23 protein-coding genes and 1 pseudogene are annotated in these 19,472 nt (G+C 65.1%); 4 read left to right on the top strand and 20 right to left on the bottom strand.

The features are described 5' to 3' along the window. Positions 1 to 43 precede the first annotated feature (43 nt). The 8 genes and pseudogenes from ribA to B2W22_RS04560 all read right to left on the bottom strand — a co-directional run bounded on the left by ribA (position 44) and on the right by B2W22_RS04560 (position 4,934). Positions 44 to 625: a GTP cyclohydrolase II RibA gene (gene ribA / locus B2W22_RS04595; protein ID WP_255595902.1), complete on the bottom strand. Its 582-nt coding sequence runs from the start codon at positions 623 to 625 to the stop codon at positions 44 to 46. A gap of 130 nt (positions 626 to 755) precedes the next feature. Next, positions 756 to 1,175 (bottom strand): YgiW/YdeI family stress tolerance OB fold protein, encoded by a 420-nt coding sequence (locus tag B2W22_RS04590; RefSeq protein ID WP_175121501.1) that lies wholly within the window; start codon positions 1,173 to 1,175, stop codon positions 756 to 758. A 108-nt stretch (positions 1,176 to 1,283) separates the two neighbouring features. After that, a complete protein-coding gene (locus B2W22_RS04585; RefSeq protein ID WP_286936371.1) occupies positions 1,284 to 2,699 on the bottom strand; it encodes an ATP-binding protein in 1,416 nt (471 codons plus the stop codon). Between the two features lies 1 nt (position 2,700). Further along, positions 2,701 to 3,357 (bottom strand): response regulator transcription factor, encoded by a 657-nt coding sequence (locus B2W22_RS04580; protein ID WP_191577181.1) that lies wholly within the window; start codon positions 3,355 to 3,357, stop codon positions 2,701 to 2,703. A gap of 53 nt (positions 3,358 to 3,410) precedes the next feature. After that, a pseudogene (locus B2W22_RS04575) lies at positions 3,411 to 3,554 on the bottom strand (DUF4172 domain-containing protein); the annotation flags it as partial. A gap of 93 nt (positions 3,555 to 3,647) precedes the next feature. Further along, positions 3,648 to 4,145: a glycine zipper 2TM domain-containing protein gene (locus tag B2W22_RS04570; RefSeq protein WP_175121498.1), complete on the bottom strand. Its 498-nt coding sequence runs from the start codon at positions 4,143 to 4,145 to the stop codon at positions 3,648 to 3,650. 40 nt (positions 4,146 to 4,185) lie between these two features. Continuing rightward, complete coding sequence (locus B2W22_RS04565; RefSeq protein WP_286936368.1) at positions 4,186 to 4,620, bottom strand: hypothetical protein; 435 nt, start codon at positions 4,618 to 4,620, stop codon at positions 4,186 to 4,188. A gap of 77 nt (positions 4,621 to 4,697) precedes the next feature. After that, entirely contained in the window at positions 4,698 to 4,934 is a 237-nt protein-coding gene (locus B2W22_RS04560) for a lipopolysaccharide assembly protein LapA domain-containing protein (protein WP_175121496.1), read from the bottom strand. A gap of 268 nt (positions 4,935 to 5,202) precedes the next feature. On the opposite strand from B2W22_RS04560, the gene B2W22_RS04555 reads away from it, so the two are divergent. Continuing rightward, positions 5,203 to 5,925 (top strand): carbonic anhydrase family protein, encoded by a 723-nt coding sequence (locus B2W22_RS04555; protein ID WP_175121495.1) that lies wholly within the window; start codon positions 5,203 to 5,205, stop codon positions 5,923 to 5,925. Between the two features lie 70 nt (positions 5,926 to 5,995). On the opposite strand, the gene B2W22_RS04550 is transcribed toward B2W22_RS04555, so the two are convergent. Further along, entirely contained in the window at positions 5,996 to 6,568 is a 573-nt protein-coding gene (locus tag B2W22_RS04550; RefSeq protein WP_286936365.1) for a class I SAM-dependent methyltransferase, read from the bottom strand. 386 nt (positions 6,569 to 6,954) lie between these two features. Beyond that, entirely contained in the window at positions 6,955 to 8,394 is a 1,440-nt protein-coding gene (locus B2W22_RS04545; RefSeq protein ID WP_175121493.1) for an NAD-dependent succinate-semialdehyde dehydrogenase, read from the bottom strand. A 214-nt stretch (positions 8,395 to 8,608) separates the two neighbouring features. On the opposite strand from B2W22_RS04545, the gene B2W22_RS04540 reads away from it, so the two are divergent. Further along, positions 8,609 to 8,890, top strand: a complete 282-nt coding sequence (locus B2W22_RS04540) for a hypothetical protein (protein WP_175136475.1) — start codon at positions 8,609 to 8,611, stop codon at positions 8,888 to 8,890. A gap of 10 nt (positions 8,891 to 8,900) precedes the next feature. Here B2W22_RS04540 and B2W22_RS04535 read toward each other — a convergent pair whose 3' ends face one another. The 8 genes from B2W22_RS04535 to B2W22_RS04500 all read right to left on the bottom strand — a co-directional run bounded on the left by B2W22_RS04535 (position 8,901) and on the right by B2W22_RS04500 (position 15,665). Beyond that, a complete protein-coding gene (locus B2W22_RS04535; RefSeq protein WP_286936363.1) occupies positions 8,901 to 9,752 on the bottom strand; it encodes a symmetrical bis(5'-nucleosyl)-tetraphosphatase in 852 nt (283 codons plus the stop codon). Positions 9,753 to 9,946: 194 nt separating this feature from the next. Then, positions 9,947 to 10,186 carry a DNA-3-methyladenine glycosylase gene (locus B2W22_RS04530; protein ID WP_286936361.1) on the bottom strand — a complete coding sequence of 80 codons (240 nt, stop codon included), beginning with the start codon at positions 10,184 to 10,186 and terminating at the stop codon, positions 9,947 to 9,949. 33 nt (positions 10,187 to 10,219) lie between these two features. After that, positions 10,220 to 10,765, bottom strand: a complete 546-nt coding sequence (locus tag B2W22_RS04525) for a cytochrome b (RefSeq protein WP_286936359.1) — start codon at positions 10,763 to 10,765, stop codon at positions 10,220 to 10,222. Positions 10,766 to 10,897: 132 nt separating this feature from the next. Then, positions 10,898 to 13,633: a DNA ligase D gene (ligD, locus tag B2W22_RS04520; RefSeq protein WP_286936357.1), complete on the bottom strand. Its 2,736-nt coding sequence runs from the start codon at positions 13,631 to 13,633 to the stop codon at positions 10,898 to 10,900. Positions 13,634 to 13,635: 2 nt separating this feature from the next. Further along, the gene (locus tag B2W22_RS04515) at positions 13,636 to 14,637 is read right to left on the bottom strand and encodes a Ku protein (RefSeq protein ID WP_175185245.1); all 1,002 of its coding nucleotides are present in this window, start codon (positions 14,635 to 14,637) and stop codon (positions 13,636 to 13,638) included. A 19-nt stretch (positions 14,638 to 14,656) separates the two neighbouring features. Further along, positions 14,657 to 14,938, bottom strand: coding sequence for a hypothetical protein (locus B2W22_RS04510; protein WP_239213693.1), 282 nt, complete (start codon positions 14,936 to 14,938; stop codon positions 14,657 to 14,659). 59 nt (positions 14,939 to 14,997) lie between these two features. Continuing rightward, on the bottom strand, positions 14,998 to 15,390 hold the full coding sequence (locus B2W22_RS04505; protein WP_286936355.1) for a PRC-barrel domain-containing protein: 393 nt from the start codon (positions 15,388 to 15,390) through the stop codon (positions 14,998 to 15,000). A gap of 29 nt (positions 15,391 to 15,419) precedes the next feature. Beyond that, complete coding sequence (locus B2W22_RS04500; protein ID WP_286936353.1) at positions 15,420 to 15,665, bottom strand: hypothetical protein; 246 nt, start codon at positions 15,663 to 15,665, stop codon at positions 15,420 to 15,422. A 236-nt stretch (positions 15,666 to 15,901) separates the two neighbouring features. Here B2W22_RS04500 and ppk2 point away from each other — a divergent pair, with 236 nt between their 5' ends. Both ppk2 and B2W22_RS04490 read left to right on the top strand, forming a co-directional pair. After that, positions 15,902 to 16,723 (top strand): polyphosphate kinase 2, encoded by an 822-nt coding sequence (ppk2, locus tag B2W22_RS04495; protein WP_175121486.1) that lies wholly within the window; start codon positions 15,902 to 15,904, stop codon positions 16,721 to 16,723. A 17-nt stretch (positions 16,724 to 16,740) separates the two neighbouring features. After that, the gene (locus B2W22_RS04490; protein ID WP_175121485.1) at positions 16,741 to 16,995 is read left to right on the top strand and encodes an RNA-binding protein; all 255 of its coding nucleotides are present in this window, start codon (positions 16,741 to 16,743) and stop codon (positions 16,993 to 16,995) included. Between the two features lie 37 nt (positions 16,996 to 17,032). On the opposite strand, the gene B2W22_RS04485 is transcribed toward B2W22_RS04490, so the two are convergent. Together B2W22_RS04485 and B2W22_RS04480 are read right to left on the bottom strand one after the other, a co-directional pair. Beyond that, positions 17,033 to 17,230: a hypothetical protein gene (locus B2W22_RS04485; RefSeq protein ID WP_175121484.1), complete on the bottom strand. Its 198-nt coding sequence runs from the start codon at positions 17,228 to 17,230 to the stop codon at positions 17,033 to 17,035. Between the two features lie 72 nt (positions 17,231 to 17,302). Further along, on the bottom strand, positions 17,303 to 19,363 hold the full coding sequence (locus tag B2W22_RS04480; RefSeq protein WP_286936349.1) for a TonB-dependent copper receptor: 2,061 nt from the start codon (positions 19,361 to 19,363) through the stop codon (positions 17,303 to 17,305). Positions 19,364 to 19,472: the final 109 nt, after the last annotated feature.

Raw genomic sequence — 19,472 nt, 5'->3', positions numbered from 1 at the left:
AAGCAAAGCCGCCCCGGGGGGCGGCTAGCGGACTTGCGGGCCATCACTCCTCGGTCTGGCCGAGCTCGATCCGGTGCTGCGTGCGCAGCGCCTTGGCCAGCAGATAGCCCTTGTTGTGTTCGTTCGGATAAACCCCTGTCAGGCGGCAACCGCTGACCCGGATGCCCATGCGTTCCAACTGCGTGCGCTTGTCGGGATTGTTGGTCAGCAGTTCCAGATCATCGACGCCCATCGCCCGCAGCATCTGCGCCGCCGGCGTGTAGTCGCGGTCGTCCAGGCCGTGGCCCAGTTCCAGATTGGCGGTGTAGGTGTCGTAGCCCAATTCCTGCAGCCGGTACGCGTCGATCTTGGAATACAGGCCGATGCCCCGCCCTTCCTGGCGCAGGTACAGCAGGTAGCCGCCCTCCTGGCTCATGAGGCGCAACGCTTCCTGCAGTTGCGGGCCGCAGTCGCAGCGCAACGATCCGAAGACGTCGCCGGTCATGCACTCGGAATGCAGGCGGACAAGCGGCTGCGGGCCGGGTTGCCCGAATTTGAGGGCGAGATGGTCGCGAGCGTCGGCCAGGCCGTGAAAGCTGTACGCCAACGCCTGTGCCTCGGAGCCGTCGGCAAGACGGATGGGCAACCGGACGGTGGCGCGGATGGTGGCTTCGGGCAGCTGGACCGCGGCGGGGGGCGTTACGGGGTTCACGACAAACAGGTACGGGTATCGACTTGAGGCCGACAGAATACCGTATGCGCCCGCCGCACGCTCTTTACATCACGCGGACGCTGTCCACATCGAATTCGACGTTGTTGCGATCGCGGTCCAGTTCGCCGCGCAGTTCGACCCGGGTCTTGTCGTCGATCTTCTGGCCGGCGGGGAAGTCGTCGTTGTCGATTTCGACGCGGATCTGACCCGTGCCGTCGTCAAAGGTGTAGTGATCGTCGCCGTCGTGCGAGACGATCCGGCCACGCAGGATGGCGTTCTGGTCATCGCGGCCGTTGGCCAGCAATTCCTTGACCGTGGTGACGGCCACCGTGCTGGGGCCGCTATAGCCCTGCGCCGCCGGCTTGCCGGTGCTGGGGCCCGTGTAGCCCTGCGCGTGCGCCACGCCTGCCACGGCGGCGCCGGCCAGCACAGTGCTGGCCAGGAAGGTGCGGATGAACGTGGAACGACGGGTAGTCTGGGTCATAGTGCAGCTCCTTGCGCGGATTGCGCTTCGTTGTTGAACATGGCGCCATTTGACGCCCCGAAGATGAAGCAGACCTTAGCTTTGGGCACGAATGCGACCGTGATGTTGTCACGCCTTCGTATCGATGGGCACAAGTAGCGTCACACCCAGCCCCCGGCCGTCCAGCCCCGGCCCGAACTGCAATTGTCCGCGGTGCATGTCTGCCACGCGCGCGACGATGGACAGGCCAAGGCCATTTCCCGGCACATTGGTGCCCAGCACGCGATAGAAGCGCTGCGTCAAGCGCTCGAGATCGGCCGGGGCCACGCCCGGGCCGTCGTCCTTCACACTGAGCGCCACGTATTGACCCGCGCGTTCGGCGGCGACGCGCACCTGGCCGCCTTGGCGGCCGTACGACACCGCGTTATGGATCAGGTTGCGCAAAGCGGTAAAGAGCGCATCGCGGTTGCCGGCCAGTGCCGTCTCGCGCGCATCGATCGTTATCGTAGTGCCCAGCGCCGCCGCCGTGGGCGCGCAAGCGTCGGCGGCGTCCTGCAGCAGGCTGGGCACATCAACGCGCTCGCGGGGCATGGCATCGGCCGATTGCGGGTCCAGGCGCGCCAGCTGCAGCAGGTTTTCGACCAGGCTGGTCGTGCGCATCATGTCGGCGCGCAGGCGTTGCAACTGGGCGGCAAGCGCCGGCGCCTGTTCAGCGGGATGGCTGCGTTGCAGCACCTGGATCCGCGACGCCAGCGCCGCGAGCGGCGTGCGCAGTTCGTGGGCGGCATCCGCGGTGAAGCGCCGCTCGGCTTCCAGCGCATGATCCAGCCGGCCCAGCAGACGGTTCAGCGCCGCCGTGATCGACTGGACTTCATACGCCCTGCTCTCCTCGGCCACGGGCGACAGGTCCTTTGGCGATTTGCCCTCGATGCCGCGCGTCATGCGCGCAAGCGGCTTGAGCAGCCGCCAGATCAGAAACCAGTTGATCAGCCCCAACAGGACCCACAGGCCCACCAGCGGCCACGCCAGCGATTCGAGCATGTCCCAGATCAGATCGGTGCGTTCGTCCATCTCTTGACCGACCTGTGCCGAAAACCCCAGCGTGTCGTGATGGCGGACATACACGCGCCAGTCCTCGCCGTCGGCGCGCACGTCGTAATAGCGGTCGCCGCGGCGCTCGGGGTCCACGAACGGCCGCGTGGGCGCGTCTTCGCCGCGCAGCAGCACTTCTCCCGTGCGCGACACCAGCTGGTAGTCCAGCCGCAGCGCGGGTTGCGTGTCCGCTGGGGAGCGCTCGCCAGCCACGCGGCCGATGCTGCCTTCGCCCAGCGCCAGCACCAGCCGCGCGCCCTCTTCCAGCCAGTCGTCGTAGGCGTCGTTGACCTCCTTGCGAGCGATGGCCAGCACGATGAGGGTGCTGACCAGTCCGACCAGGATGCTGGAGCCGAGTGTCGTGCCGATCAGGCGCCGCCGCAGCGAATAGCCGCGCGGGGCCTTCGACGCGGCGTTGGATGGAGTCCTGGATGTCTTCTTGCGCCAGCGCATGTCAGTCGGCCAGGCGATAACCCTGGCGCCGCACCGTCTTGATAAGGTCGGCCGCCAGCTTGCGCCGCAGGTTGTAGATGTGCACTTCGATCGTGTTGCTTTCGACTTCGTCGCCCCAGCCGTACAGGGCTTCTTCGAGTTGCGCGCGGGACACGATGTGGCCTGGATGGCGGATGAGCGCGTGCAGGATGGCGAACTCCCGCGCCGTCAGCTCCACTTGCGCGCCGTGGTAACGGACCTGCTTGGCGGCCACGTCGAGCGAGACACCGCCGTGTTCCAGCGCCGGCGTGGCGTTGCCGTCGCGGCGGCGCAAGGCGGCGCGGATGCGGGCGGACAGCTCCTCCAGATCGAACGGTTTGACCAGATAGTCGTCCGCACCCAGATCCAGGCCTTCGATGCGGTCGGGGACCGCGTCGCGCGCGGTGATCATGATGGCCGGCACGTTGTCGCGCCGCGCGCGCAACCGCCGAAGCAGGTCGTCACCCGTCATGCCGGGCAGCCCGCGGTCGATCAGCACGCAGTGATAGTCGTGCGTGGCAAGCGCGGTCTCGGCAAGATCGCCGCGCGTGACGCGGTCGACGACGTAGCCGTCCAGCTCCAGCCACGATTCGATCGACTCGCCCAGGGATACATCGTCTTCGGCCAGTAGGATACGCATGCGCTGACTATACGCGACAGGATGAAGCGAATCTTAAGCCTGGCGGCGGGACGTCAATCCGGTAGTTCGTAGCTCGTGCTGCGTCCGCCCGCGGCCGCTTTGCGGAGCATGTTCCGATTCAGGAGATCGGTGATGTCCCGCAGTGCCGTATCGGGCGAACATTTGGCGATGGCGGCCCATTTGGTGGCGGTCAGCTTCGAGCGGCTTATTCTCCGCAAAATTTGCGGAGAATAAGCCACCTAATCTCCGCATCCAGCGGCAATCACGGTATGAAACGCACTACATCGTCGTCAAATCCCGCCCACGCGGCTCACGCCGCCCTGCGTCACGATCTGAACGCGTTGGCCGGTCGAAATCGGCACGTCTGCTTCCTGCGTGATGACGCGCACGTCGCCCGAATCCAGGCGCACGGTGATTTCCAGCCCTGCCCGGCGGGCGCTGGCGTTTTCGATGGCGTTGCCTGCCATGGCGCCGCCAACCGCGCCGCCGACGGTGGTGATACGGCGCCCCGAACCGCCGCCCACGGCGCTGCCCGTCACGGCGCCCAGCGCGCCGCCGGCGATGACGCCCAGGCCCGAGGTCTGGGCGGCCTGGATGGTGACGGGCCGCACGCCGATGACGTAGCCCAGGGTGACGGTCTGGGCGCGTTGCGCCTGGTCGAAGGTGTAGACGCGGGAGGACGCGGACGGGTTGGCGCAACCGGCAAGGACGGTTGCCAGACCAAGAATGCCGCTTGCGGCGATAAGGGTCAGGGGGCGACGCGGGGCGGCCTGCTGAGGCTTTTGCATGATGGGTTCTCCGGAACGGCGCAATGGGGAATGCCGAGGCCTAGCGCGGCTGCGCCGGCGTGGGTGCGGGCGCGGCCGCTGCTGGCGGCTGGGCGCTCGTGCGCATGAACTTCCCATTCGCATCGAAACCGCCTATCGCGCGGCCATTGAAGAACACGACGCGCCGCGCGGTCCACTGCGGCTGCTCGGGGCCTGGCTGATCGTAGCCGGCGACTTCGAAGTCGTACTGCCAGGCGGACACCGGTTTGCCGCCCTCCGCTATGACCGTGGTCTTTTTCACGGATTCCGCGTACCCCTTGTCGCGATAACTGACATACCGGGTCGGCGGCATGGTGTCGCGCAGCGACGACATGTACTGGTACAGGTCGTCATCGCTGGGCGGCGTGCCGTACTTTGCCAGGTCGTTCTTCGTTGCGACCGTGCCGGCGCAGCCGGCCAGCACGCACGTGGTCAGGACAAGGAATAGCCTTTTCATCGGGATTGCTCCTAAGTACGCGTTCGCGCCCTGACTGCGCGCGCACGGCGGCAAGCCGGGTGGCGCTTGGGGAATCGTCAGGGTGTGGGCCCGGCGGGACGGCCGGTTGCCCCTCGGAAGGCGGAACGCAGCAGGCTGAGCAGAAAGCCGCCTGTGAGCATGCCCAGGATGTAGACGCCGATGACGAGAACCGACGCCGGCAGAGTGAAGGTGGAGGTCCAGAGCGTCAGCGTGACGGATTCGAAGTTCTGGATCTTGAACGACAAAACCATTGCCGTGAGCAACACGATCAATACGATGTACAGGTAACGCATGAGGCACCTTTCGTATTCGTTGTCGAACCGCCCCGAAGCCACCCTGGGGCCCGTCGTGCGGAAAACTATGCCACTCATCCGGCGCGAAAACAAGAAAAACAGGGCCGCGTGCAGGCGCCATTGTTCACCGCCGCAAACAGGAACAGAATGTCTCTCGCCGCAAAAACGGCATGTGTGGCCGGCCCATCATCGAATAGCCGCGTCCCGCGGTCTATCGTTGTGGGCTGCTTATAGGGGACACCTCATGGAAGCGATCAAGGATTGTTGCATGGCTGGGCACCCTCTGGACCTGGGACGGCGCGGCTGGTTGAAGGCCAGCGTTGGCGCGGCGGCGATGGCTGGCCTGGCGTTCGCGCCCGGCGACGCGCCAGCCGCATCACTGACGCAGGCGCAGCGCGACGCGATGACGCCGGACCAGGTGATTGACATGATGAAACGGGGCAACGCGCGCTTTCGGGCGGGCAAGCCTCAGAAGCACGACTATCTTGCGCAGAAGCGTTCCAGCGCCCTTGGCCAGTTTCCCGCGGCGGTGATCCTGAGCTGCATCGACTCGCGCGCCCCCGCCGAGATCATCCTGGACACGGGAATCGGCGAAACCTTCAACGGGCGCATCGCCGGCAACATCTCCAACAACGATCTGCTGGGCAGCATGGAGTTCGCCTGCGCGGCGGCGGGCGCCAAGGTGATCCTGGTGATGGGGCACACGGCCTGCGGCGCAGTGGCCGGGGCAATCGACAACGTTCAGCTAGGCCATCTGACCGCCCTGCTGGACGTCATCAAACCGGCGGTCGAGGCGACGAAGTACACCGGAGACCGGAACGGCAAAAATGGCCAGTTCGTGGACGCCGTGGCGCGGACGAATGTGCTGCACACCGTCGAGGCCATCCGCAAGAACAGCCCGATTCTTGCCGGGCTGGAAAAGGAAGGAAAGATCAAGATCGTCGGGTCGATGTACGACCTGAGCAACGGCATGCTGACCTTCCTGGCATAGCGGACCCCGCCCGAAAACGGCACGTCGGGCGCGCAAACCGATCCTCGATCGCGGCGCGCCCGCCCTGCCCTCAGGGCAACCGGCTCAGGCTGTATACCGAGGCTGGCGGCAGGTTCATCGGAACAAAGCGCACCCGCCGTGCGTACAGGCCGCAATCCTCAAGCACCCGTGCCGAGATCGGACACTTCACCCCATAGGTGAAAAAGTGCATGGACCCGCCCGGCGGCATCGCCTCGAAGACGGCGGTCAGCAGCTTATGGTGATGCGCGCCGCTCATGTTCCGTAGCGGCAGACCGCAGATGGCCGCGCTGATGCCGTGAAGCTCCGGATGGCTGTCCCGGGACAGCTCCTGCGCCGGCACCTGCAGGACGGCTGCCTCCGGGAACTGGTTGCGCAGGCTGGAACTCATTTCGGAGTCCTGCTCCACCAGGACCAGGCTGGACGGCGCAATCCCCTTGCGCAGCATCTCCCGGGTGAAGACGCCGGTTCCGCAGCCCAGTTCGAGGACCTTACCGGCTCGGGGCTGAATCGATTCCGTGATGGCGGCGGCCAGCGCCGCGCTCGAAGGGGCCACTGCCCCGACCGCCGCCGGGTTGGACAGCAGCGCCTTGACGAACTGCTTGCGTTCCTTCAGCCAGTTCATGGCCGGGCCAGCGTGGGACTTGTGCCGGGCAAGGGTCTTGAGGGGCGGCATGGAAAACATCGAAACGTCTATCTCCGGGGCGACATGGTCAGGGAGACCTTACTTGCGGGCGGCGGGCGCGACCGGCAACGGTGCGTAAGCGACCCTGTCAAATGAAGAACGGCGAAAGGATCGAAAGATCGCAACGCGCGAGGCGCCGGATGGTGCAGCGCCGATTCTGCGGCATGCGGGCGACCGCGCCAATCGCCCAGACGAGAGACATCCAAAGGATGGCCGCCGACAAGAAATCCGGCTCAAAACCCGAATCAACGGCACAAATGAAAAGGCCGTAACCGGTTGTGTTCCGGATACGGCCTGTTTCTAGTCAGGCGGGGTCTGAAGCAGGCTTAGACGCCCACGACCGAGACGGCCTTGGTGACCAGGTACGCCTCGAGCGCCTCGGGACCACCCTCGGAACCGTAGCCGGAATCCTTCACGCCGCCGAACGGCAGCTCAGCCGAAGGCGTCGCGGGCTGGTTGACCCAGAGCATGCCCACTTCAAGGCGGCGCGACAGCTCGTGCACCGTCTTGATCGAGCGGGTGAAACCATAGGCGGCCAGGCCGAACGGCAGGCGGTTGGCTTCGCGGATGGCTTCGTCCAGATTTTCGAAGCTGCGGATGGCCGCGATGGGACCAAACGGCTCTTCGTTGAAAATATCGGCCTCGAGCGGCACGTCGGTCAGGATGGTCGGCGCAAAGAAATTGCCTGCGCTGCCCACGCGCTGACCACCGGTGGCCACGCGCGCGCCCTTCTCGGCCGCGTTCTTGACGATCTTGTCCATGGCGGCCAGACGGCGGTCGTTGGCCAGCGGACCGAGCGTCGTGCCTTCGGTCAGGCCGTCGCCCAGCTTGAGCTTTTCGGCATGGGCCACGAAGGCCTGCTCGAAGGCGGCCTTGACGTTCTTGTGCACCAGGAAGCGGGTCGGCGAGATGCAGACCTGACCGGCATTGCGGAACTTGGCGCCGCCCGACGCCTTGACCGCCAGTTCGACATCGGCGTCTTCCGCCACGATCACCGGGGCGTGACCGCCCAGCTCCATCGTGACGCGCTTCATGTGGCGGCCGGCCAATGCGGCCAGTTCCTTGCCGACCGGCGTGGAACCCGTGAAGGTGACCTTGCGGATGATCGGGTGCGGGATCAGGTAGCTGGAAATCTCGGCCGGCGAGCCAAACACCAGACCCAGAACGCCCTTCGGGATGCCGGCGTCGACAAAGCAGTTGAGCAGCGCGGCCGGCGAGGCCGGGGTTTCCTCAGGCGCCTTCACCAGGAAGGAGCAGCCCGTGGCAAGCGCGGCGCCCAGCTTGCGAACGATCTGGTTGACCGGGAAGTTCCACGGCGTGAACGCGGCGACAGGGCCGACCGGTTCCTTGATGACCAATTGCTGGGCGGCGGGATTGCGCGACGGCACGATGCGGCCGTAGACGCGCAGCGCTTCGTTGGCGAACCAGTCGATGATGTCCGCGCCGGCCAGCACTTCGCCACGCGCTTCGGCGAGCGGCTTGCCCTGTTCCTGCGTCAGCAGGCGTGCCACGTCGTCCGCGCGCTCGCGCAGCAGGACGGCGGCCTTGCGCATGACCGCGCAACGCTCGTGGGCGGAGGTATCGCGCCACGTCTCGAAGCCGCGTTGCGCTGCCGCCAGCGCAGCGTCCAGGTCCTCGCGGGAGGCGCTGGCCACCTGGCCGATCTTCTGGCCGGTGGCGGGATTGACGACGTCGATGCGCGCGCCGCCGCGGGCCTCGCGCCATTCGTTGTCGATCAGGAGAAGAGTATCTGGGTAACCGTTCATGAATGCTCCGTGGTTGAAATGCGGCCGTCACGTGTCAGTCGATTCGGGCAAGCGCGGCGAAAAACGCCCGGCGCCTGCCGTATCGTAAGTGTTTTGGGCAGGAGACGGGAAGTGGGCCGTGATCGGACCGTCCGGCTGACGGGCAAGGGTTGGGCACGCTGCTTGCTGTAGGGGTTTCGCCTTTCGTTACCCAACCCCATTGCGGAGGCTTCCCATGAGCTCACCGGAACCCGTTCTGACGCCGACTCCCGCCGGCACCCGCCTTGTCTCCCTGGGCATTGCGCCCGTTGCCCGCACCGCGGACGCCGTGGCCCGCCCGGGCTTCAGCCCCAAAGCCGCCAATGAAGAAGTCCTGCCGTCGCCGCAATCGGCCCTGCCCGCAGACGCTGACGCGCCGGCGCGCGTGCCGCTGAGCGCCTGGCTGTCGCTGGCGTTCTACGCCATCGGCACGGCGCTGCTCTTCAGCTTGGGCGTGGCTTACCGTCTGTTCGCGTGACCGGCTGCGGTCAGGCAACCTGGGCGAGCGCCTCGCGCGCCACCTGTACCAGTTTTCGGTCGGAAAGACGATAGGCCGTCAGCGGGCCGCCCGTCACACAGCCCGTGTCCAGGCACACGGCGTCCGACCGCACCAGCAGGCCCAGCGTCGCCCAGTGGCCGAACACGATGGTCTTGTCGGCGCCCGCGCGTCGCGGCAGGTTGTACCAAGGCAGGGTCTCGCGGGGCCAGCGCCCCGGCGCGGACTTGGCGCCGGGCGCCAACGCCCCGTTGCGAGTGCATAGGCGCATGCGGGTGAACGCGCTGACGATGAAGCGCAGACGCAGTTGCGTTTCCAGCTTGGCGTTCCAGGCGAGCGGCGCTGCTCCCAAGAGGGTTCGCATGTGACGGCGCCAGTCATTGTCCCGCAGCATGGCCTCGACCTCGCCGGCGTGCGCCATCGCCTGCAGCACGTCCCAACCGGGATACAGCCCCGCGTGCGCCAGGACGTGACGGTCCTGCACATGGATCAGGGGCTGCGCGCGCAGCCAGTCGAGCAGGACATCTGCATCCGGCGCGTCGAACAGATCGCTGAGGGTGTCGCGGGCGTCCGGCCGCAAACATCCCGCTGCAACGCCCAGGGCGCGCAGGTCGTGATTGCCCAGCACCACCGTGGCGCGGTCGCCCAGGGACATGACCCGGCGCAGCGTCTCCGCGTTTGAGGGCCCCCGATTGACAAGGTCGCCGACGAACCAGAACCTGCAGTTGGGGTCGCCCGCGATCTCCGGACTGGCCAGCAGTGCGTCCAGCGACTGACAACAGCCATGCACGTCGCCGATCGCCCAGATGGCGGGCCGTGGTGCTTCGGTTGCGTCGTCCGCCAAAGGCGAATCGTCGGCAAAGGCCGCTGCTGGGGTGATGGAATGTCGGCGGATTGGCTGTCTTACCCGTCTGCGTAGCATGTTCTGTCCTTCTCGCTGGCCATTTCCTGGCACGAATCAATAGTTTCGTGCCGGCAGGACAGCAAGCCCCATGCCCATGTAAATATTTGCATCCGAGGACTAACCCTCCTTCGGGACTAACTCTCCTTCTTGCGGCGCCCCCAAACGGATTCCTGCCGATAGGAATCCGCCTGGCACAGCGTGCGGTAGAACATGGCGCCGGCGCCGATGAAGTTGCCCAATTCCTTTTCAGACAGCTTGGGCGCGACGCCTTCCAGGTATCCCGCGTAGATGGATAGCACCCGGTCCCACTCGTCCAGACGGGGTGCGGGTGCGGAAACTGAGATCATCAGTGCCAAGAGCTCATCGCGCTGCATGATTCCCTCCTGTGACCGCCGCCGCGCCGGCCGTCATCCCTTGGTCATGTGAGTCAAGACCCGCCGTCCATCCGCCCTGCGGTGCACGAAGGCCATCGTGATGTGGCCCACGGCCAGCGCCAGCAACGTCCAGCCCAACAGCCCATGCCAGGCGTTGCCAAGTTCGACCAGGGCTTCGATCTCCTGGTCGCGGGGGCTGAAGATCTGGATGCCGAAGGCAGAATATCCCCTGCCCCGCCCGTAGGCGCGCAACAGCGCCAGCGTGGGGATGGCGATCATCATCAGGTACAGGACAAGATGCCCGAAGCCCGCCAGCAGGCCGCTGTCCGGCCGCTTGCCCAAGTTGGCGATGGCCCAGGCGCCGCGTACAAGCACCAGGATCAGCAGCAACAAGCCAAGCGAGGTATGCGAGGCCCAGAAGAAATCCTCGATCGGGGTGTCCGGCAGAAACTGCCGCGACGCCGCGCTGGTGAACTGCCACGCCAGCAGCACGGCCATGAGCCAATGCAGGACGCGGCTGACGATTCCATACCCGTCCGGGTGGTCCATCACGCTTGAGGCGGCGACGCGGGGTGGCATAGGGAGGCTCCTTCGGAGATCCATGCTGCGCAAGGGAAAACCTGCTCCGGGCATTGTGCCAACGCGCCCGGCGCGGAATGCAACCAATTGCAATGGCGGCTGGCCGGCAGGACGGCTGTGGACGCGTTCTGATCATGGTTCGAACTCCATCGCCGACATGGCGGCCGTCAGCGACTGCGGCGCGTAGTCGTCCCAAGGCGTGTTGCCCGCATCCAGCCGGGAATGCATGTCCTGAATGGTCCAGTGCGCGCCGCTGGTGAGCTTGTCCAGCTCGTCCCACGTCACCGGCACCGAAATGCCCAGACCGGGCCGCGCCCGCGCGGACCACGCGCATACCGTCGTCGCCCCAAACCCGTTGCGCAGGTAATCCGCAAAGATCTTGCCGACGCGGTTCTTCGGGCCGCTCTTGGCGACGAAGAGTTGCGGCAGCGTCCGGGCCAGGTGCTGCACGATCGCCTGGGAAAACCGCTTCACCGTGTCCCAGTCGTATTGCTTGCGTAGCGGCACAACCACGTGCAGCCCTTTGCCGCCGCTGGTCTTCAGCCAGGCCTGAAGGCCGATCTCCTGCAGCAGCACGCGCACCAGATTGGCGGCCTGTTGCATGGTCGGCCATGGCACGCCCTCGCCCGGGTCCAGGTCGAACATCATGCGGTCCGGTTTGTCGATGGACGTCTTGACGGCGTTCCAGGTGTGGAATTCGACGACGTTCATCTGCACGGCGGACATGATGGCCTCTGCGGTCGGGACTTCGAGCAGCGGCGGATGATCCGGATCGAGCTTGGCGGGCAACGGTTTGACGCCGGGCATCGCGGCTTCCAGATGCTTCTGGAAGAAGAATTCACCCTGGATGCCGGCGGGCGCGCGCAGAAATGACACGGGCCGGCCCTTCAGATGCTCCAGCATCAGCGGCGCGATCAGGCCGTAATAGCGCGCGAGATCCAGCTTGGTGAGCTTGGTGGACGGGTCGATGACCCGGTCCGGATTGGTGAGCTTGCCGCCCTTGGCGCGGCTGGTTTTGCCGCCGGGCGCGGCTTTGGCATCGGAGTCGGGTGTGGGCGCCTTTGAAGATGCCTTGGAAGACGTGCCGGCAGATGCCGTGGCCGATCTGGCTGCGGATCTGGCCGCAGGCGCCGCCTTCGAAGCGGATTTCCTGTTGCCCTTGTCGCCGTCTACGTCCTCGACCGGCACCGCCTTCTCCCGGGAAATCGCCTTCACCGGCTTGTCCTGCCGCAGGCCCCGGAATACGGAATGACGGATGTGGCCGCCGCTCGTCCATTCGCCGAACGACACTTCGGCGATCAGTTCGGGTTTGACCCAGCGAACGCCGCCCGCTGCGGGCGCATTCGTGACCGGCTTCTTGTCCGTCTCGATGGCCGCCAAGCGCTTTTGCAGGGACACCAGACTTGCGTCGTCGAACCCCGTGCCAACCTTGCCGGCATAGCGCAGGCTGCCGTCCTGCTCGGTGACCGCCAGCAACAGCGCGCCCAGCCCGGCCCGGCTGCCCTTGGGCGCCGTATAGCCGACGATCGCAAACTCCTGACGCCGAGCGCACTTGACCTTGACCCAGGTGTCGCTGCGCCGGGACACGTACGGGGACGACAGGCGCTTGGCCATGATGCCCTCAAGACCCATCCTGCACGCGGTTGCCACCAGATCTGACGGCGCGGCCTCAAGGGCCTCGCTGAATCGCAGCTGGTCGTCTTCGGCGGCGTCCATCAGTTGCTGCAACAGCGCCCGCCGCACGCCCAGCGGCTCCTGGCGCAGGTCCCGCATCCCGATGAACGGCAGATCGAAGGCGTAGAACACGATGTCCTGAGTCCGATCGTTGTCGAAGGCGTTTTGCAGCGACTGGAAGTTTGGAATGCCTTCGCGGTCCAGCATCACGATTTCGCCGTCGATCCACGCCCATTTGGCGGGCAAAGCGCGCATGGCCTCGACCAGATGCGGCATTTTGGCGCTCCAGTCGTGGCCGTTGCGCGTAAACAGCCGCACATCGTCGCCTTCGATCCGGACGACCAGCCGGTAGCCGTCGAATTTCATCTCGTACAGCCAGTCCGGCGCATGCTGAGGCACGCCGTCCACCAGCGTGGCGAGCTGGGGTTTCAGTTGCGCGGGCAAGTCGGCGGCTACACCGGGCAACGCGGACTGATCGTCGGCGGTGTTGTCGTCCTGATCCTGGGATTGGTCGTCAGCCGCCGCCTCCGCGGAAGCTTTGGAGTTGGCGCGGGATTTCGCTCCGGGAGGCGACGTCTTGGCTGCGGAATTCGGCTTGGCTGTCGCCTCGCCGCCCTTGCCTGCCGGCTTGGCCTTCGCAGATTTGCGCAGTGGCACCACGCTATCCGGCATTTCGTCCACCACACTGAATTCCCGCTCGGGCCGCGCGAAATCGTCTCGGTCCTTGATAAGCAGCCAGGGCGGCTGCTTCTCCGACTCTTTGCCCTTCAGCCGGATCAGCGCCCAGCGGCCCTGCATCTTTATGCCCTGCAAGTCGAACTTCAAGTGGCCGTCGCGATAGCCCTTGCGCGGATCGCCCACCGGCATCCACTTGCCTTCGTCCCAGATGATGACCTTGCCGGCGCCGTACTGCCCTTCGGGAATCTGCCCCTCGAACTGGTTGTAGGCAATGGGGTGATCCTCGACCTGGACCGCCATGCGCTTGACCGCCGGGTCGTAGCACGGCCCCTTGGGCACCGCCCAGCTCTTCATGGCCCCGTCCAGTTCCAGACGGAAGTCGTAGTGCAGCCGGCTTGCCCAGTGCTTCTGGATGACGAAGGCGCGGGCATCCTCGTTGGCCTCGCCACCCTCGGCGGGCTCCGAGGTGATCTCGAAGTTGCGCTTTTCGCGGTACTTCTTCAGCGTGTCAGCCATGGTCAGGCCGCCTTACGCGTTTTGCTCGTTGTCTTGCCGGTGTTCTTGTCACTCGACTTGCTGGCGGCTTTACCCGTCGCCTTGCTCGCCGACTTGCTGGCCGTCTTGCTTGCGCTCTTGGCCGACTTGGTCGCCGTCTTCTTGGCCGGCGCCTTGGCTGCCTTCTTGTCATCGCCTTCGTCGGACTTGGCCGCCTTGGACCCGCCCTTGCCCCCCTTCAGGCTGCGTTGAAGCAACTCGGTCAGGTCAATGACGTTGTCCGCATACGCGGGCGACGCTTCCTGCGGCTCGATGACGGTTTCGGTCTCGCCCGCGCGCGCCTTCTGCTCCACCAGCTCCATCACGGCGGCCTTGAACTCGTCCTTGTACTGTTCGGGATCCCATTCGCCGGACATGTCGTCGACCAGCATCTTCGCCATCTTCATCTCGCTGGCGCTGGGCGTCATGTTCTTGGCGCCGGCCTTGGGCAGATCCAGCCCTTCCACCGACTTCACCTCGTCGCCCCAGCGCATCAGGTTCAGCACCAACGCGTCGCCTGACGGAATCAGCGCCGCCAGGTGCTGCTTGGTCTGGATCACGACCTTGGCGATGCCGATCTTTCCTGTCTTGACCAGCGTGTCCCGGAGCAAGGCGTACACCTTGTGGCCCTTGTTGATGGGCGCGACGTAGTAGGGTCGCTCCAGATAAACAAACGACACGCCCCCGGCGTCCACGAACTGCTGGATCTCGATGGTCTGCGTGGTGCGAGGATAGGCCTCGGCTATCTCCTCGGGCGACACGATGACGTATTTGCCGTCCTCGTACGCCACGCCCTTCACGATGTTGTCCTTGTCGATTTCCTTGCCGGTGCGCTTGTTGATGCGCTTGTAACCAACCGGGTCCATCGAGCGCTTGTCCAGCCAGTCGAAGTCCACGCCGGACTCCGTCGTGGCCGTGTGCAGGCCCACGGGAATGTGGACCAGCCCGAAGGAAATCGCTCCTTTCCATATCGTTCTTGCTGCCATGACGGTCTCCTGCGCGTGATCAGCCCAGGCGCTTGACGATGCGGGCGACGCGGGCAATGCCGCCCGTCCCGCTTGCCGCCCGGCCGATCAAGGCGGTCCCGGCGGCGGTGACCAGGGTGCGCCGCAACAGCGTGCGGCTGCGCATGCCGGACAACATCAGCAGCACGCCCACGCCAAACACGATGATGTGTTCGCCTGGAAAATCCGGCCTGCGGGCGTCGATGTCCTTGATCTGCGCAACCAATGAAGAACGCGAGGGCGATTCGTAACGGCGGGGTTCGTCGACGGGTTCGATCTGCATGTGGCCTCCTGCGGGCGTGGATCAGGCATGGGGTGCGGAGCGTGCTGCCCCGCGCCGGTTTACTTGGCGTACTTGAATTCGGGCAGCGCCTTGAGCGTGTCCTTCGTAGCGTCCGGCAGCTGGAACTGGTCGCCGGCGACCTGCATCTTCGACAGCGGAACCGTCACAAGATGATTGCCGACGCCAAGCAGCCCGCCCACCGACAACACCGCATACGGCGCCCAATCGGGCGGGCCGAGGATCAGATCATCCACGGTGCCGATCTTTTCCTTCTTGCCGTTGTAGACGGTCGCTCCGATGATCTTCGAGGCGCGGTAGCCGGCCTCGACCTTGGCGACATCGACTCGCACTTCGGTCACGGACTGCGGCGCGCCCTGCGCCCAGCCGGTGGACACGACGCCAGCGGCGCCTAGCATGGCAACCACGCCCAGCATTGCAGTCTTTACGATCATGATCGGATCTCCTCGGGGTCTCTTGGTGTTCAGGATGTGCGTTGCGAGTCGGCGGGATCGGGATTGGATTCGGAGGCGTCCGATGGCTCCATGTCCTCGTTGCTGACTTCGTTGCCCTGCGTGTTCTCACTGGCATCCGACGGCTTGACCGGCGGCGCGCTGCCCGTACTCGGCGAGCCTGCGCCAGGCCGCACCGGCAGATCGTCGGGCGTTGAGGTCGCCTCTACGGCGTTGTCCTGGGAAGATGTCTGCCCAACGGAATGATCTGCTTCCATTTTCGTCACCTCAGATTCGCTGCGGCCAGCGGAAACGTGGCCGTGGACCCCGACAGCAAATAACGTTCCCGAAACATTCGTCGGGTGACCACCACCCAATGGCCCGGCGGACTGCGGCACCATAATTCCATTGGTAACGCGCTCCCAAACCGCCATGAATCGGCAATATATTCAGATCAAATGTGGCGCCCGCGTGCGCCGTTCATTCGTGGCAGGAAGACTTCCGGAGCGCGACGATGGGCGACAAGAAAAAGCAGAAGGACAATCCCGAGACCGCCGAGGCGGGCAAGCTTTCCAATAAGCAGTACGAAAGGGAACTGGCCCAACTTCACGTCGAGCTGGTCAAGCTGCAGCAATGGGTCGTCGATACGGGCGCCAAGGTCTGCATCGTGTTCGAAGGGCGCGACGGCGCCGGCAAAGGCGGCACGATCAAGGCGCTGACCGAGCGTGTCAGCCCCCGCGTCTTTCGCGTCGTGGCCTTGCCCGCCCCCACCGAGCGCGAAAAATCCCAGATGTACATGCAGCGCTACCTGCCACACCTGCCCGCGGCGGGCGAAGTCGTGATCTTCGACCGCAGCTGGTACAACCGGGCTGGCGTTGAGCGCGTGATGGGGTTTTGCAGCCAGGCGCAGGTCGACGCCTTTCTGAAAGCCGTGCCGCTGGTGGAACGCGTGATGATCGACTCCGGCATCCTGCTCTTCAAATACTGGCTGGAAGTCACCGAGGCGGAACAGACACGCCGCCTTCAGTCGCGCATCAACGATGCGCGCAAGACCTGGAAGCTGACGAAGATGGACCTGGATTCGTACAGCCGCTGGTACGACTACTCGCGTGCCCGGGACGAGATGTTCCGGGCGTCGGATACGTCGATCTCGCCCTGGTACGTCGGACGATCCGACGACAAGAAGCGAATCCGGCTGAACATCATTACCCACCTGCTGGAACACATTCCCTACACCGTCAGCGCCAGGGAAAAAATCACCCTGCCCAAACGACAGAAGCCCAAGGGCTACACGCAGCCGGAACATCCGTTCCGGTATGTGCCCGAAAAATTCTGACCTCTGGAGGTTGCGCCATGGCAGCGCTGCTCATCAATCAGGTGGAAGACACCACCAGCGACGAAGATGTCCGGGCGTTCCTAGTCAAATACGGCTTTCCTTCGCCGGACGGCATGAAGCGCGTCCCCAGCGAAGGAAATCGTCCCGCCGTACTGGTCACGTTCGACGGCGTGACGGAGCCGGAGCTGCAAGCCCTGCTGCCCCGTATCCACCAGATGTTCTGGAAAAATCACACCATCTCGGCGCTGGTGATGCGGGCGCCGATCGCGTGACGGGCGCCGTCAGTGCGCGGCGCCCCGCCCTGGCGCCTTACCAAGCCGTGCGCGGCCGGTAGGTATCTTTTACATATTTGGCCAATTCGGCTTCGACCGTCGACATCAGGACGGCCGGCGGACGATCCGGGTGCAAAAGTTGCTGCGCCGCAGCAAGCGTTCGCAACGCGCAACGTTCGCCATTGGTCATCGGCTGGGGGGTGGACAAGGTGGGCGTGTACTTGAACTCTTCCATGATGCTTCTCCATAAGACAAGGAATGACCCTCACCCCCCTTTCAGCAAGTAGCGTGCCCAACCCCGTTTCGGTCAGTATCGGACGCTGACCCGAGCCCAGACGCTGCGGCCGGGTTCGTTCACCGCCGTGCCCGCCGGATAGCCAAATCCGGCATTCCCCGCCAGGTTCAGGTGTTCGCTGTAGGTCTTGTCGAACACGTTGTCCACGCCCAGCGACAACCGAACCTGCTTGTTCACGACGTAACCCGCATTAAGGGAAAACACGCCAAATCCGGCGCTGGGACCGAAATCCTTGCCCACGACGTTGCCTTCGTTTAGCGCGTAGCGTTTTTGCGGGGCGACGATGCGCCACAAGGCGCCCGCCGACCAGGTGCCGTCGTCATAGGCGGCGGTGAGCTTGGCCTCCAGCGGCGGAATCTGCGGCAGCGCGCGGCCGTCGCTTCGGTTCTGGCCCCAGGCGTAGGCCAATGTGGCGCCCACCTTCCAGCTCGGCGTCACGGCATAGGACGCGCCAAACTCCCCGCCAAAAATCCGGGCATCCACGTTCGTCGCCTGCGAGGTGGCCCCCATCATCCCGCCGGACGTGTAATTGAACAGAATGAAATCGTCCACGTACCCCGCATACCCCGAGAACCACGCATCCAGCGTTTCCGTCTTGTACTGGGCGCCAAAATCAAGCTGGGTCGTCTTTTCCGGCTTGACGCCTTGGAAGGCGTTGACCGAGCCGGCCGGACCGCGCTTGGGCGAGAACAGTTCCCAGTAGTCCGGGAACCGCTCCACATGACCCAGCCCGATATAGAGCGTGGCGGGCAGCGATTCCAGATCCTTTTCATAGCGCAGGAAGCCGCTGGGGAGCGTGTCGTTGCGCCGTTCGCCCGCCGTGGGGTTGGGCATGACCATCATCATGCCGCCGGTGGTCTGCCGGAAATCCTTGACGGACGCCCAGTCGACGCGGGCGCCGCCAATCACGCGGCTGTCCGGTGCGGCGCGCCAGGTCAATTCGCCAAAGACACCCGTATTGGAAAAATCGGCGTCCTTGACCCACGGCTGGCTGCGATAGGACATGGTGTCCGAGCCGCTGCGGGCGCGGTGGCGGCTTTGCTGGAAGTCCATCCCTGCCTCCAGGCTGGTGTCTTGCGACAGATTCCAGGTGCTGGCGACACGTCCGCCCCAGGTTGCGCGGTCCACGTCCGAGGCCATCGCCATCGCCATGGCGCTGGACGGGTCCGGCGCGCGCAGCGTGTAGTTGTCCATGACGTGGTCCGCGTAGTTGTAATAGAGCTGTGCCTCGACCTGACTCAGGACGGGCCCGAGGTTACGTTTTTCAAAGCGCAGTCCAAAACTTTCCCGCTTGAATTGCGAGCCGTCCATGCCGCGCCCGGCATATCGCGCCTCGCCGTCGCCCGTGCCGGCGGTCAGTTCATATAGCGTGTCCGCATCGGGCGTGAAGCCCAGCGTGACATCCGCGTTCCATTTGTCCCAGCGCGACGGCACGGTGTTGCCGTCGCCGTCCTTGTAGTCCTGCGAATGCGAGTGGTTTGCGGTGATTCGGGTATAGACCTTTTCGTTGCCGATGGTCAGGTCCGCCGTCTGGTCGTTGCGCCCGAACGAGCCGCCGGTCAGGCTGCCGTCAAAACGCACGCCCGGCTCGGTGAACTGGGGTGTGTCGCGGTCGAAGCGGACGGTGCCGGCGGACGCGCCCGGCCCCCACAGCACTGTCTGCGGTCCCTTGATGACGGTGAGCTGGTCGAAATTCTCGGGCGAAATATAGGAACTGGGCGCGTCCATCCGCGACGGGCAGGCGCCGGGCATGGAGGTGCCGTTGATCAAAATGTTCAGGCGGGAACCGAACATGCCGCGCAGCACCGGGTCGCCGTTGGTGCCGCCGTTCCGGATGGCCGAAAAGCCGGGAATGGTCTTCAGGTAGTCGGTGCCGTCGCTGGCTGGTAGCGGCTGGCGCGGCAGCTTCGGATCGGTCGTGAAGGTCAGCGGCGCGCTGGGCGCCACGCCCATGATGACGACGGGTTCGAGCGTGGTTACGCCGTCCTGGATGGGCTGCGCGGCGGCGGAGAATGTGGCGGCCACGGCGGCGGCCAGGCAGGTCATACGGACGAATTGCGGTTGCTTGCGCATAGGGAATCTGGATCAACTTGGAATCTGAGTCGGAATCTGCAATCGGGGCGTTGACCCCCGCGCGGACAGGCCATGCATGGGCGCGCCTCGGCGCCCGGACCCTCAAACG

This window comes from Achromobacter sp. UBA4530, from assembly GCF_002388205.1.
Lineage (GTDB): Bacteria > Pseudomonadota > Gammaproteobacteria > Burkholderiales > Burkholderiaceae_B > Achromobacter > Achromobacter animicus.
This window is presented reverse-complemented; position numbering and strand designations above follow the sequence as displayed.

Bases quoted from the DNA above. Each gene is read 5' to 3' on its own strand.
- B2W22_RS04590 (WP_175121501.1), bottom strand. From the start codon at position 1,175: ATGACCCAGACTACCCGTCGTTCCACGTTCATCCGCACCTTCCTGGCC.
- B2W22_RS04585 (WP_286936371.1), bottom strand. From the start codon at position 2,699: ATGCGCTGGCGCAAGAAGACATCCAGGACTCCATCCAACGCCGCGTCG.
- B2W22_RS04580 (WP_191577181.1), bottom strand. From the start codon at position 3,357: ATGCGTATCCTACTGGCCGAAGACGATGTATCCCTGGGCGAGTCGATC.
- B2W22_RS04570 (WP_175121498.1), bottom strand. From the start codon at position 4,145: ATGCAAAAGCCTCAGCAGGCCGCCCCGCGTCGCCCCCTGACCCTTATC.
- B2W22_RS04565 (WP_286936368.1), bottom strand. From the start codon at position 4,620: ATGAAAAGGCTATTCCTTGTCCTGACCACGTGCGTGCTGGCCGGCTGC.
- B2W22_RS04560 (WP_175121496.1), bottom strand. From the start codon at position 4,934: ATGCGTTACCTGTACATCGTATTGATCGTGTTGCTCACGGCAATGGTT.
- B2W22_RS04555 (WP_175121495.1), top strand. From the start codon at position 5,203: ATGGCTGGGCACCCTCTGGACCTGGGACGGCGCGGCTGGTTGAAGGCC.
- B2W22_RS04550 (WP_286936365.1), bottom strand. From the start codon at position 6,568: ATGAACTGGCTGAAGGAACGCAAGCAGTTCGTCAAGGCGCTGCTGTCC.
- B2W22_RS04545 (WP_175121493.1), bottom strand. From the start codon at position 8,394: ATGAACGGTTACCCAGATACTCTTCTCCTGATCGACAACGAATGGCGC.
- B2W22_RS04540 (WP_175136475.1), top strand. From the start codon at position 8,609: ATGAGCTCACCGGAACCCGTTCTGACGCCGACTCCCGCCGGCACCCGC.
- B2W22_RS04530 (WP_286936361.1), bottom strand. From the start codon at position 10,186: ATGCAGCGCGATGAGCTCTTGGCACTGATGATCTCAGTTTCCGCACCC.
- B2W22_RS04525 (WP_286936359.1), bottom strand. From the start codon at position 10,765: ATGCCACCCCGCGTCGCCGCCTCAAGCGTGATGGACCACCCGGACGGG.
- ligD (WP_286936357.1), bottom strand. From the start codon at position 13,633: ATGGCTGACACGCTGAAGAAGTACCGCGAAAAGCGCAACTTCGAGATC.
- B2W22_RS04515 (WP_175185245.1), bottom strand. From the start codon at position 14,637: ATGGCAGCAAGAACGATATGGAAAGGAGCGATTTCCTTCGGGCTGGTC.
- B2W22_RS04510 (WP_239213693.1), bottom strand. From the start codon at position 14,938: ATGCAGATCGAACCCGTCGACGAACCCCGCCGTTACGAATCGCCCTCG.
- B2W22_RS04505 (WP_286936355.1), bottom strand. From the start codon at position 15,390: ATGATCGTAAAGACTGCAATGCTGGGCGTGGTTGCCATGCTAGGCGCC.
- B2W22_RS04500 (WP_286936353.1), bottom strand. From the start codon at position 15,665: ATGGAAGCAGATCATTCCGTTGGGCAGACATCTTCCCAGGACAACGCC.
- ppk2 (WP_175121486.1), top strand. From the start codon at position 15,902: ATGGGCGACAAGAAAAAGCAGAAGGACAATCCCGAGACCGCCGAGGCG.
- B2W22_RS04490 (WP_175121485.1), top strand. From the start codon at position 16,741: ATGGCAGCGCTGCTCATCAATCAGGTGGAAGACACCACCAGCGACGAA.
- B2W22_RS04485 (WP_175121484.1), bottom strand. From the start codon at position 17,230: ATGGAAGAGTTCAAGTACACGCCCACCTTGTCCACCCCCCAGCCGATG.
- B2W22_RS04480 (WP_286936349.1), bottom strand. From the start codon at position 19,363: ATGCGCAAGCAACCGCAATTCGTCCGTATGACCTGCCTGGCCGCCGCC.